The 12,682-nt window shown below is 53.7% G+C and carries 10 protein-coding genes; all 10 read left to right on the top strand.

The window, feature by feature from the left end:
* The first annotated feature begins 91 nt into the window (after positions 1-91).
* Complete coding sequence (locus M2406_RS06840) at positions 92-1,357, top strand: ABC transporter substrate-binding protein (protein WP_112364076.1); 1,266 nt, start codon at positions 92-94, stop codon at positions 1,355-1,357.
* 39 nt (positions 1,358-1,396) lie between these two features.
* Positions 1,397-2,389 (top strand): carbohydrate ABC transporter permease, encoded by a 993-nt coding sequence (locus M2406_RS06835; RefSeq protein ID WP_259189390.1) that lies wholly within the window; start codon positions 1,397-1,399, stop codon positions 2,387-2,389.
* Positions 2,386-3,231, top strand: a complete 846-nt coding sequence (locus M2406_RS06830; protein ID WP_012145252.1) for a carbohydrate ABC transporter permease — start codon at positions 2,386-2,388, stop codon at positions 3,229-3,231. Before M2406_RS06835 ends, M2406_RS06830 begins: the two co-directional genes overlap by 4 nt.
* 31 nt (positions 3,232-3,262) lie before the next feature.
* Positions 3,263-4,624: an alpha-glucosidase gene (locus tag M2406_RS06825; protein WP_012145251.1), complete on the top strand. Its 1,362-nt coding sequence runs from the start codon at positions 3,263-3,265 to the stop codon at positions 4,622-4,624.
* A gap of 65 nt (positions 4,625-4,689) precedes the next feature.
* Positions 4,690-5,805, top strand: a complete 1,116-nt coding sequence (locus tag M2406_RS06820; RefSeq protein WP_017892921.1) for an ABC transporter ATP-binding protein — start codon at positions 4,690-4,692, stop codon at positions 5,803-5,805.
* 21 nt (positions 5,806-5,826) lie between these two features.
* Entirely contained in the window at positions 5,827-7,497 is a 1,671-nt protein-coding gene (locus M2406_RS06815) for an alpha-glucosidase (RefSeq protein WP_259189389.1), read from the top strand.
* Between the two features lie 697 nt (positions 7,498-8,194).
* A complete protein-coding gene (locus M2406_RS06810) occupies positions 8,195-9,472 on the top strand; it encodes a lysine N(6)-hydroxylase/L-ornithine N(5)-oxygenase family protein (RefSeq protein WP_259189388.1) in 1,278 nt (425 codons plus the stop codon).
* A 78-nt stretch (positions 9,473-9,550) separates the two neighbouring features.
* On the top strand, positions 9,551-10,429 hold the full coding sequence (locus M2406_RS06805; RefSeq protein ID WP_259189386.1) for an ATP-grasp fold amidoligase family protein: 879 nt from the start codon (positions 9,551-9,553) through the stop codon (positions 10,427-10,429).
* A gap of 342 nt (positions 10,430-10,771) precedes the next feature.
* Positions 10,772-12,214, top strand: a complete 1,443-nt coding sequence (locus tag M2406_RS06800) for a diguanylate cyclase (RefSeq protein WP_218217028.1) — start codon at positions 10,772-10,774, stop codon at positions 12,212-12,214.
* A gap of 113 nt (positions 12,215-12,327) precedes the next feature.
* Positions 12,328-12,681, top strand: a complete 354-nt coding sequence (locus M2406_RS06795) for a DUF1428 domain-containing protein (RefSeq protein ID WP_012145245.1) — start codon at positions 12,328-12,330, stop codon at positions 12,679-12,681.
* Position 12,682 lies beyond the last annotated feature (1 nt).

Below are 12,682 nucleotides of genomic sequence, written 5' to 3'. Positions count from 1 at the left end.
TCGTAGCGATGAAAAACGATTTCCGCCAATGACCCGCCTTCGATAGCTTGCTCCCATGCCGGTATTCCCAGCCGCCACCCCAGAGGATGCAATGAGAAGATTGATACCGAGTATGGTTGCTGCCGCACTGGCGTTGTCAGCGGGTCAGGCGCAGGCCGACACGCTGCGCATGCAGTGCGCACCCAGCAAAGAGGGGCGCCAGTACTGCAATGAGATCAAGCAGCGCTTCGAGGCCCAGACTGGCCATAGCCTGGAGTTTATCGATCTGCCTCCTGCTTCTGATGAAAAACTGTCGCTATTCCAGCAACTGTTTGCGGCCAAAGACGCCAGCGCCATCGATCTGTTCCAGGCCGATACCGTGTGGATCGGCGTACTGAACAAGCACCTGCTGGATTTGACCGACAGCGTGAGCGACATCCAACCGGATTTTTTCCCTGCCGCCTGGCAAAACAACGTGGTCAACGGCCGGGTCAAAGCGGTACCGGCCTATCTGGACAGCGGCGCGCTCTACTACCGTAAGGATCTGCTGGAAAAATACGGCGAACAGCCGCCGGTAACCTGGGCCGATCTGACCCGCATCGCCACCCGCATTCAGCAGGGTGAACGTGCCGCCGGTCATAAGAACTTCTGGGGGTTGGTATTCCAGGGAAAATCTTATGAAGGGCTGACCTGCAACGCACTCGAATGGGTGGCTTCACAGAACGGCGGCAGTTTTATCAACGCCGAAGGCAATATCACCATCAACAACTCACAGGCGGCGCAGGCGCTGGATATGGCCGCTGGCTGGATCGGCAAGATTACCCCCAGAGGAACGCTTGGCTACATGGAGGAGGAGTCGCGGGCGGTATTCCAGAACGGCGATGCCATGTTTATGCGCAACTGGCCATACGCCTACGTGCTGGCACAGGACAACAGCAGTGCGATCCGCGGCAAGGTGGGCGTGATGCCGCTGCCGAAAGGCGCCGATGGCCGTTCAGTCAGTGCATTGGGCGGTTGGCAGTGGGCGATCAACGGTTATACCAAAAACCCTCAGGCGGCCATCGCGCTGCTGAAAATCGTCAGCGATGCCGAATCGCAAAAAAGGGCGCTGGCGCTGCTGGGCCAGGCACCTTCCCGCACGGCGCTATACGACGATCCGCAGGTACTGGCACAGGCGCCTTATCTGGCGGACTTCAAGGGCATTTTCGCCCAGGCGATGCCGCGCCCGGCAACCCAAACCAAAAGGCAGTATGCGCAGGTCTCCCGGGCTATCTACAACGCCACCTTTAACGTGCTGCGCGGTGATAGTGACGGTGTCACGGCAGTGGCGGATCTACAGCAAAGACTGGAACGGATTAAAGCCAGAGGATGGCGTTGAAAGCAGGGTAACTATCCATTAACCGCCGGAGTCTGATGCATGAAACGCGATACTCACGCTTTATCCCTGACGGCCACGCCAGCCCCTGCCCAAGCGCGGGCGGTCAGGCGCAGCAAGCTTAATCACCAACAGCGTCGCAGCCGCATCGCCTGGCTGCTGGTGGCACCGGCCATGCTGTTGCTGGCGGCGGTGGCGGGTTGGCCACTGCTGCGCACCCTGTTTTACAGCTTCACCGACGCCATGCTGGACGCGCCGGACGACTATCGTTTTGTCGGTTTCGCCAACTACCTTGACCTGACTACGGACGGCCACCATTACGGCGTGCTGGCGGATCCGCTGTGGTGGCTGGCGGTGGGCAATACGCTGCGTTTTAGCCTGCTTTCGGTCTCTCTGGAATTGGTGTTCGGCATGCTGCTGGCGTTGCTGATGAATCAGAAATTCCGTGGGCAGGGGCTGGTCCGCACCGCCATTCTGGTGCCCTGGGCTATCCCGACCATTGTTTCCGCCAAAATGTGGGGCTGGATGTTTCATGACCAGTATGGAGTGGTCAACGACCTGCTGCTCAAAAGCGGCGTCATCGCCACGCCTTTGGCCTGGGTGGCGGAACCGGGGCTGTCGATGTGGGCAGTGGTGATTGCCGACGTCTGGAAAACCACGCCGTTTATGGCCTTGATGTTGCTGGCTGCGCTGCAATTGATTCCCGGCGATTTGTATGAGGCCGCGCGGGTCGATGGTGCCAACGCCTGGCAGCGCTTTCGCCGTATTACCTTGCCGCTGATTATGCCGGCGATGATTGTTGCGCTGATTTTCCGGGTGATGGATGCATTGCGGGTGTTTGATCTGATTTATGTGCTGACCTCGAATAGCGAGGCTACGGTGTCGGTATCCGGTTATGCCCGCGACCGCATGGTCAGCTATCAGGAAATGGGCTCTGGCTCGGCTGCTTCGGTGCTGGTGTTTATGATGGTGGCAGGTATCGCCGCCTGTTTTCTCACGCTGGGTCGCCTGAATGATAAGGAGAAACGCGCATGAAACTGAGTCGCCAACAGCAAAAGTACGGCCACAAGGCGCTGATATTTGCCGCTGCCGCGTTGGCCAGCCTGATTTGCCTGTTTCCGTTCTATTACGCGCTGATCACCTCATTGCGTTCGGGGCAGGATTTGTTCCAGGTCGCCTATCTGCCGAGCAACCTGCACTGGGGCAATTACCTGACGGCGTTGCTGGAAAACGGCATCGCCCGCAGCCTGCTCAATTCCATCGCCGTGGCGACGTTAACGGTGGGCATCTGCTTGCTGGTATCAATTACCGCCGCATTTGCCCTGGCGCGTATCCGTTTTCGCGGCCGCAAGTATCTGCTGTTCACCATTCTTTGCGTGTCGATGTTCCCGCAGGTGGCAGTGCTGTCCGGCATGTTCGAACTGGTGCGCTTTATGGGGCTGTATGACTCTCTGGGCGCGCTGGTGCTGTCCTATACCACCTTTTCACTGCCGTTTACCGTCTGGGTGTTGACCACCTTTATGAAGGCGATCCCGGCGGAACTGGAGGAGGCGGCGATCGTCGACGGTGCCGGTACCTGGACCATCATCAGCCGTATTTTTGCGCCGATTATGGGCCCGTCGCTGGTGACTACCGGGCTGCTGGCATTTATTGGTGCCTGGAATGAATTCATGTTCGCGCTGACCTTTGTCATCTCCAGCGGCAAACGCACCGTGCCGGTAGCGATTGGCATGCTGCAGGGCGCCTCTCAGTTCGAACTTCCCTGGGGCGCCATCATGGCGGCCTCGGTCATCGTCACACTGCCGATCATCGCACTGGTTCTGATTTTCCAGCGCCGTATCGTCAGCGGATTAACCAACGGCGCAGTAAAAGGCTGATTTTCGATTAACCCTAAGCAGGAGCAAACCAATGGCTACAAAAATCGTTTTAGTGGGTGCGGGCAGCGCGCAATTCGGCTACGGCACGCTGGGGGATATCTTCCAGAGCAAAACGTTGTACGGCAGCGAAATTGTGCTGCATGACATCAACCCGGCCGCTCTGGCGGTGACCGAGAAAACCGCCAGGGAATTTTTGGCGGCGGAAGATTTACCCTTTACCGTCAGTGCCACCACCGATCGTAAAACCGCGCTGCGCGGGGCGGAGTTTGTGATTATCTCCATTGAGGTGGGCGACCGCTTTGCGCTGTGGGATCTGGACTGGCAAATCCCGCAGCAATACGGCATTGGGCAGGTGTATGGCGAAAACGGCGGTCCCGGCGGGCTGTTCCACTCGCTGCGGATTATTCCGCCGATCCTCGACATCTGCGCCGACGTCGCCGACATCTGCCCAAATGCCTGGATATTTAACTATTCCAACCCGATGAGCCGTATCTGCACCACCGTGCATCGTCGCTTCCCGCAGCTCAATTTTGTCGGCATGTGCCACGAAATTGCCTCGCTGGAGCGCTATCTGCCGGAAATGCTCGGCACTTCGTTTGAAAACCTCAACCTGCGGGCCGCCGGGCTTAACCACTTTAGCGTACTGCTGGAAGCCAGCTACAAAGACAGCGGTAAGGACGCTTATGCCGATGTGCGTGCCAAGGCACCGGATTATTTTTCCCGCCTGCCGGGCTACAGCGACATTCTGGCTTACACCCGTACCCACGGCAAACTGGTGCAGACCGAGGGCAGCACCGAGCGCGATGCGCTGGGCGGCAAAGACAGTGCCTATCCCTGGGCCGACCGCACGCTGTTTAAAGAAATTCTGGAAAAATTCCACCACTTGCCGATCACCGGCGACAGTCATTTTGGCGAATACATCCGCTGGGCCAGTGAGGTCAGCGATCATCGCGGCATCCTCGATTTCTACACCTTCTATCGCAATTACCTCGGCCATGTGCAGCCGAAAATAGAACTGAAGCTGAAAGAGCGCGTGGTGCCGATCATGGAAGGGATCCTGACCGATTCCGGCTATGAAGAGTCGGCGGTCAATATCCCTAACCTGGGGTTTATCAAACAATTGCCGGAGTTTATTGCGGTTGAAGTGCCGGCCATTATCGATCGCAAGGGCGTGCATGGCATCAAGGTCAATATGCCGGCCGGCATCGGTGGCTTGCTCAGCAATCAGATTGCCATTCACGATCTGACCGCCGACGCGGTCATTGAAGGCTCGCGTGACCTGGTGATCCAGGCGCTGTTGGTCGATTCGGTCAACGACAAGTGCCGGGCGATCCCCGAACTGGTGGACGTGATGATTTCACGCCAGGGGCCGTGGCTCGATTACCTTAAATAAACCGGATGGCGGGGCGCTGGTCGGCGTCCCGCCAAATGCCAATTGGGTGTGAGAACGGGAGGAATATGGCGCAATTAACGCTGGAAAAACTGCAAAAACGCTACGGGGCGAACGCCGAGGTGATCAAATCGCTGGATCTGCAGATCAATAGCGGAGAGTTTGTGGTGATCGTCGGGCCTTCCGGCTGTGGCAAATCTACCCTGTTGCGGATGATTGCCGGGCTGGAGGAGATCAGCAGCGGTGGCATGTATATCGATGGCAACTATGTCAATGACGATACGCCCGCCGAACGTGGCATCGGCATGGTATTCCAGTCTTACGCACTTTACCCGCACATGAGCGTGTATAAAAACATGGCGTTTGCGCTGGAGTTGGCAGGGCATTCGGCGGCGGAAATCGACAATCGGGTACGTGAGAGTGCGCGTATCTTGCAGCTTGAGCCATTGCTGGAACGTCGGCCGAAGGATCTTTCCGGTGGTCAGCGGCAACGGGTGGCGATTGGCCGCGCCATCGTGCGCGAACCCAAGCTGTTTCTGTTCGATGAACCACTTTCCAACCTCGACGCGTCGTTGCGGGTGCAGATGCGTATGGAGGTGGCATCGCTGCATAAGCGGCTGAAGTCGACCATTATTTATGTCACCCACGATCAGGTGGAAGCCATGACGCTGGCCGACCGCATTGTGGTGCTCAACCAGGGGCAGGTTGAACAGGTGGGGACGCCGCTGGAACTGTATGACCAGCCGGCCAATGAATTTGTCGCGCAGTTTATTGGCTCGCCAAAAATGAACCTGATCCCGGCAATTTTACGGCGTGCCGGTGAACGCCAAAGCGTGGTGGAACTGGACAACGGCAAGGCGCTGGTACTGCCGATCGCCACGCCAGCCGGGGCGGAAGGCCAGAGCGTTAACGTCGGCATTCGACCGGAGCATATTCGCGGCGGTGAACTGGCCCAGTGCGAGTTTCAGGGGGAGGTGATGTTCGTTGAACATATGGGCAATGAAACCTATCTCTATCTGGATAATGGCAACGCTTGCGAGCCCTGGGTACTGCGTAACCCCGAGCGTTCGACCATTCAGGCCGGTGATACGGTGGGTGTGCGTCTGCCGGTGGAGTGCTGTTATTTGTTTGACTCTCAGGGCCAGGCGTTCCAGCGCATACTGGCGTCGGAACAGGCGCATTAATCAATTAAAGGAAGTCGGGACATGAGCAGTGGGCAAACCGTGCGTTGGTGGAAACAGGCGGTGGTTTATCAGATCTATCCGCGCAGCTTTATGGATTCTAACGGCGATGGCATTGGCGATCTGAATGGCATCACCGACAAGCTGGACTATTTGCAGTGGCTGGGCATTGACGTGATTTGGATCTGCCCGATGTATCGCTCGCCGAACGATGATAATGGTTACGATATCAGTGATTATCAGGCCATTATGACGGAGTTCGGCACCATGGCGGACTTTGACCGTTTGTTGGCCGAAGTGCATGCCCGCGGCATGCGTTTGATACTGGATTTGGTGGTCAACCACACTTCGGATGAGCATCCGTGGTTTATTGAATCCCGGTCATCTCAATCGAGTGCCAAACGCGACTGGTATATCTGGCGAGACGGCAAAAACGGCGCGGAACCCAACAACTGGGAAAGCATTTTCAACGGTTCCGCCTGGAAATATGACCCCGGCAGCGAACAATACTTTCTGCACCTGTTCTCTGAACGTCAACCGGATCTGAATTGGGAAAACCCACAGGTGCGTGCGGCGCTGTATGACATGATGCGCTGGTGGCTGGACAAGGGCATTGACGGCTTCCGCATCGACGCTATCTGCCATATGAAAAAACAGCCGGGGCTGACCGATATGCCCAACCCGCAGGGACTGCGTTACGTGCCGTCGTTCGAACGGCATCTTAACTACGACGGCCTGCTGGACTATGTCGATGACCTGTGCGAGCAGGTATTTAACCGCTACGACATCATGACGGTGGGCGAAATGAACGGGGCCTCGGCACAGCAGGGCGAGGACTGGGTGGGGGAACAGCACGGCCGCCTGAATATGATCTTCCAGTTTGAACACGTCAAACTGTGGGAAACCAGCCATCAGCAGTCACCGGACGCTGGGCTCGATGTAATGGGTCTGAAAGATATCTTTACCCGCTGGCAGACATTGCTGGAAGGGAAAGGCTGGAACGCGTTGTACGTCGAAAATCATGATATTCCGCGCGTGGTCTCTAAATGGGGTGACGACAGGCAGTATTGGCGTGAAAGTGCTACCGCCATCGCCGCCATGTATTTCCTGATGCAGGGAACACCGTTTATTTATCAGGGCCAGGAACTGGGGATGACCAATACCCGCTTCACGAGTCTGGCGGATTTTAACGATATTGCCGCCAGAAACCGCTTTGCCAAACTGCAGGAGCAGGGCATGGATGAAGCTCAGATCCTGGCGTTTCTCGGTCGTAGTGGGCGCGATAATTCACGAACCCCAATGCAGTGGGACGACGGGCCTCATGCTGGCTTCAGTACCGTTACGCCGTGGTTCTCGTTGAATGCCAACTTTGAACAGATTAACGTGGCGCGTCAGCGTAACGAGCCGGATTCGGTGCTGAGTTTTTACCGGGCCTTGATCCGCCTACGCAAGCAGGATCCGATGTGGGTCTATGGCCGCTACCAATTACAACTGGCGGCGCATCCCCATATTTACGCTTACAGCCGTAACCTGGATCAACGGCAAGGGTGGGTATTGTGCAACCTGAGTGGTGAAACACAACAAATTGACTCTCAACTCTTGCCATTGGGAAAAAGATCATTGTTGTTGAGTAATTATTCCCACCAGGGTGAACGACAAATACTTCGTCCTTATGAGGCACGAATCTATCAATAGGGGAAATACGGCAATAGATTGAGCCAGGCCCTAAATTAATTTCTATGGGGAAGTTATTTTAAATCGCTAACTTTCCCTGTCAATGACTTCCCAGAAGAATGGCAAAATACCGTTTGACCCACTTTAAGGCGTATGGGATGACTTAAATCACCAGAAACCTTACAGACTTTTGTTTGATTCCTCCTTTCATAGTCACTTCAATTGTCAACTCATTGATATTTAATGCATTCTATCTTTTCCCTTTTGCGCAGGGAGCATTTCACGGGCTGTGCCCTAGCCGAAACACTGCCTAAACCAAGGTGAAATTTTATGATTTTTTACGATTTCACTTTTAATTTCACATTAACAACTCATGTGTTAGCCCTAATGTTATTTTTTTTCACATGTCAACGTGCAACTTTAGCGCTACTCTGAACAGGCTGTGTCTAATTAAGGATGATGCCATGTGGAATATGCAAACTAACATAGGGATATGTTATGAATTCCTCTGTTGTCCCATTGAATTTCATTTCCTCGAAATTCTTTCAAAAGCACACCTTTTTCATGACTCCGCGATAACACTAATGGCGCAGGGTTAATTTGTCTTCAATTGTCAGGATGGCAATAATAATATCATGCTGTGATTATTATTTAATTGTTCTTTTTACAACCGGATAAATTTCTCGGCCAGTCTATTTATTCACTCAGGAGCACACTAATGAACCCGTGTTTGGACTTTATCGGTATTGGCATCGGTCCGTCCAACCTCAGTATTGCTGCCCTTGGCAGCGAAATCGAAGGTTTTAATTGCAAATTCCTCGAGCGCAAATCGCAGTTTTCATGGCATCCAGGCATGATCCTGGCGGAATGCAGTATGCAGACCAGTTTTTTGAAGGATTTGGTGACCGCCGTCTCGCCAACCAACCCTTTTAGCTTCCTCAACTATCTGGTGAAAAGGAAAAAGTTCTACCGTTTCCTGACAACAGAACAACGCACGGTGTCACGTGAAGAGTTTGCCGATTATCTCAACTGGGCTGCCACGGGGCTGGATTCGCTGGTTTTCAACCAGGACGTTCAGCGCGTGGAGTTTGATAGCCAACAGCGGCAGTATGTTGTCACCACCCAGAATCAGGTGTTTTACGCTAAACATGTCTGCGTGGGCATTGGCAAGAAAGTCAAACTGCCGGACTGCGTGACCGAACAAAATGCTCAATGTTTTCACGCCAGCGAAATGATGTTTCGCCAGCCAAACCTTAGCGGGAAACGCGTGGCCATTGTGGGCGGGGGGCAAAGCGGAGCCGATCTGTTCCTTAATATTTTTCAGGGCGAGTGGGGCCAGCCAGAGCAACTGAGTTGGATCTCCCGGCGTAACAACTACAACGCTCTTGATGAAGCGGCCTTTGCTAATGAGTATTTTACGCCCGATTATGTCGACGACTTCTACACGCTCAGCAACACCGCCAAACAGCAGATGCTGCGTGAACAAAAAATGACCTCCGATGGCATCACCAGCGAGTCTCTCTTAGCTATTTATCGCGCCATGTATCACCGTTTCGATGTTCTGCAAGAAAAACGCTGGGTACGCCTGCTACCCAGCCGCTCAGTGACGGCCCTTAATGCCCAGGATAATTTTTATCGGTTGGAGACGCAGCATCATCTTGACCTGGGGCGCGAGACCCTGGATGCCGATGTGGTTATCTTTGCTACCGGTTATGAACAGGCTCAACCGGCTTTTCTTGCCTCCCTGGCGGACCGGATGTTAACCGATGCCGATGGGCAATATCGTATTGCCTCTGATTTTACTCTGGAGCGTGAGGGGGAGCATGAGAATGCTTTGTTTGCCGTCAATGCCAGCATGGACCACCACGGGATTGCCGATCCTCAGCTCAGTCTGGTGGCCTGGCGATCGGCCCGTATCCTCAATCGGGTGCTGGGCGAGAATAAATTTGATCTGAGTACCGCGCCGGCGATGATTCAATGGCGTAGTGAGCAATAACAGCCAATAGCAACAAATCTCCTTTGGTTCCTTCCAGGAGCCGTTTTAATACTTTGTTCAAGTTATGAGACAGGTTGTATGAAAAAGAATATTAATAAATTTATCATGAACCAATTGGCTACATTCACACCGACTTTTAAAACCAAATTAATATATAAAAAAGCATTCGGGAAGAGGTTAAATCTTAACCCGCCTGTGACCTGGAACGAAAAGATAAACTATCTAAAACTTAACGATTACAGCAACAATGCACTGGTTACGCAATGTGCGGATAAATACGCAGTCAGGGAGTATTTGAAGGCGAAAGGGTGTGAAGAAATTCTCAATGAGCTTTACTTCGTTTGCGATTCAGTCGATGAGATCCCTTGGGATTCCTTGCCTGATAAGTTTGTGATTAAGGGCAATCATGGTTCTGGTTACAACCTGATCTGTCAGGATAAAAAGTCGCTGGACGTTACCAGGGCCGCGAAAACCATTGATAACTGGATGAAAGAGGACTACTGGAAGGTCTATGCAGAGCTGAACTATAAGCAAATCAATAAAAAGATAATCGGTGAGAAATTTATAGAGTCATCCAGTGGTCATGGCCCTGATGATTATAAAATATACTGTTTCCATGGTGTTCCTTACTGCACATTACTTTGTGTTGGCAGAGAAACCGGCATGCCGAAATATTACTTTTTTGACAAAGACTTCAAGTTTCTTTGCTACAGCCAGGATTGCCTGGCGCTTAGTCAGCAGGAGATAGATGCCTTTGTTAAACCCGCGGGATATGACGAGCTATTCGAGTACGCCAGAAAATTATCTGCGCCCTTTGAGTTTGTCCGTGTCGATTTCTACATTGCCAACGGCAAACCCATTTTTGGCGAATTGACCTTTACGCCCTCCGCAGGTATTGATACGGACATGCTCGAATCAACCGATATCTTGCTCGGGAAGATGCTCCGGTTGAAATAACCTCAACACTGACTGCTGCCGGCGCAGTAGTAAGGTATGCCAGTTAACATCCGATGCCCTGTTAACGCCGCAGGGCGCTTTTATCTGTAAGAAGTTTTCGCCTGCGGCCTCCTCCTTACCCGTTCAAACCGGTGTGAATGCGCTGGACGTCTGCCGCTATGGTTTGAAACATAATACTATTTTTATATTTTCAATAAACGGATGCCAGACCCGCGAAAACTGGCAATAATGTCAGTCTGGCTGTTCACCAAACAGGCATTGCCAGACAGGGTGAGCAGGCTAATGGCCGCCATCATGCAGGTCGAATTTTATCCGTATTCTTCGCAAGCTTCTGGAAGCAAGATGCACACCACTGAGTTACCCGACGCCACTAAATTGCGCCTCGCGCTAATCGTCTTTTTGCTGGTGTTCTGCACCTGCATTTTGGGTATTGAAAGTCGTCCCATCGGTCTGTTAGCGCTATTTTGGCCAACCAATGCGGTACTTTTGGCCGTGCTGGTACGCTACCCGGCCATGGGCAGTCCTGTTGGCTGGTTGATGGCGATGTCAGGCTATTTGGCGGCGGATCTGATCACCGGCAGCCCGCTGGGCAAAGCCATATTGCTCAATGGTGCCAATATTGCCGGCGTGGCGGTCGGGTTTTATCTGTTTATGCGTTTATCGCCGCAGGTCAGAACCCTGGAACGCACCTCATCGAGCATTTATCTGTTCGCTATCTGTCTGGCGAGCGCGACAGCTACGGCGTTACTTGGTGCCGGGGCTTCGGTGTTGCTGTTTGGCCGCCAGTATCTGCCTTCATTGGCGTTGTGGCTGTCTTCGGAATTTACCAACTACATCACGCTGATGCCGTTTATTCTGGCTTTTCCGCGGGACTGGAAAGGTTATCTGCGCAGCATTTTCCAGGCCGTGGCCCTGCGCAGCCAGTGGCCCAATACCGTCAGAAAAATCGCGGTGTTACTTCTGCTGCTGTTGGCCTGCTTCGGTAGCATCCTGATTGGTGGCCCCGGAGCGGTGATTTTCCCGATGCCGATCCTGCTATGGTTGGCGATGTCGTTCTCGCTGTTCAGCACAATGATCGCGGTATTGGTTTATGTGTTGTGGTGCCACCTGGCGATAGATCTGGGCCTGATTACCACTAACCTTGATATGAAAATGCTGCAAAACACGGTGTCGATGCGACTTGGCGTGGCGTTACTGGCGCTGGGACCTATTGCCGTGGCCAGCATGAATTTTGCTCGCAATGCGCTGCTGCAAAGGCTTGAGCACGTGGCGAATCATGATGCTCTGACCCATGTATTGACCCGCAGCGCTTTTATGCAGCGCGGAACGCGGCTGGTCAGCCAAAAGGGCGAGCGGATCTGCATCATGATGCTGGATATCGACTACTTTAAATCGATCAATGACCGCTTTGGGCACGCCGGCGGCGATGCGGCGCTGCTGTCCTTTACCCGCGCCATTACTGGCGATCTGCGCGATAACGATTTGTTTGGCCGCATGGGGGGTGAGGAATTTGCGATCGTCGCACCCATTGCGCAACAGCAGGATGCGCTATCGCTGGCCGAACGTCTGCGTCACCGAGTTGAAATTGAATCCATCAACATGCCCGCAGGCGCTGCTTTACAGATCACCGTCAGCATCGGTATGGTCACCTGCATCGGCGGTTCAGGACAAAATCTGGACAACCTGCTGAAAATCGCCGATCTGGCGGTCTATAAAGCCAAAAATAGCGGCCGCAATCGGGTCGCCACGCCAGAACTCCTGCCGCACCATTCCACCGAGATCTAAAGCCCGGCCGCCCTCGTCATGGTTGACCCCGCTAATGGGGTCTAAAATGGAAGAGGGCGCAGGCAGTTCCGCCAGCGCCATCCCGACTGTCTAATCGACAAGAGGACACTCCGATGAAATATGTTGATGGTTTTGTAGTGGCGGTGCCGGCCGCCAATAAGGAGGCGTATCAAAAACTGGCCGCCGCGGCTGCACCGCTGTTTAAAGAGTTTGGGGCTACGCGGGTCGTCGAATGCTGGGGCAATGATGTTCCCGACGGAAAACTCACTGACTTTCGTGGTGCGGTTAAGGCCGAGGCCGACGAAGTGGTGGTGTTCAGTTGGATCGAATATCCGTCAAAAGAGGTTCGCGATGACGCCAACCAGAAGATGATGGCCGATCCGCGCATGAAAGCGCTCGGCGATCAAATGCCGTTTGACGGTAAACGTATGATCTTCGGCGGCTTCGAACCTATCCTGGACCAGTAGC

The sequence above is a fragment of the Serratia sp. BIGb0163 genome, assembly GCF_024809935.1.
GTDB classification, from domain to species: Bacteria; Pseudomonadota; Gammaproteobacteria; order Enterobacterales; family Enterobacteriaceae; genus Serratia; species Serratia quinivorans.
This window is presented reverse-complemented; position numbering and strand designations above follow the sequence as displayed.

Bases quoted from the DNA above. Each gene is read 5' to 3' on its own strand.
- M2406_RS06815 (WP_259189389.1), top strand. From the start codon at position 5,827: ATGAGCAGTGGGCAAACCGTGCGTTGGTGGAAACAGGCGGTGGTTTAT.
- M2406_RS06795 (WP_012145245.1), top strand. From the start codon at position 12,328: ATGAAATATGTTGATGGTTTTGTAGTGGCGGTGCCGGCCGCCAATAAG.
- M2406_RS06835 (WP_259189390.1), top strand. From the start codon at position 1,397: ATGAAACGCGATACTCACGCTTTATCCCTGACGGCCACGCCAGCCCCT.
- M2406_RS06830 (WP_012145252.1), top strand. From the start codon at position 2,386: ATGAAACTGAGTCGCCAACAGCAAAAGTACGGCCACAAGGCGCTGATA.
- M2406_RS06820 (WP_017892921.1), top strand. From the start codon at position 4,690: ATGGCGCAATTAACGCTGGAAAAACTGCAAAAACGCTACGGGGCGAAC.
- M2406_RS06825 (WP_012145251.1), top strand. From the start codon at position 3,263: ATGGCTACAAAAATCGTTTTAGTGGGTGCGGGCAGCGCGCAATTCGGC.
- M2406_RS06840 (WP_112364076.1), top strand. From the start codon at position 92: ATGAGAAGATTGATACCGAGTATGGTTGCTGCCGCACTGGCGTTGTCA.
- M2406_RS06810 (WP_259189388.1), top strand. From the start codon at position 8,195: ATGAACCCGTGTTTGGACTTTATCGGTATTGGCATCGGTCCGTCCAAC.
- M2406_RS06800 (WP_218217028.1), top strand. From the start codon at position 10,772: ATGCACACCACTGAGTTACCCGACGCCACTAAATTGCGCCTCGCGCTA.
- M2406_RS06805 (WP_259189386.1), top strand. From the start codon at position 9,551: ATGAAAAAGAATATTAATAAATTTATCATGAACCAATTGGCTACATTC.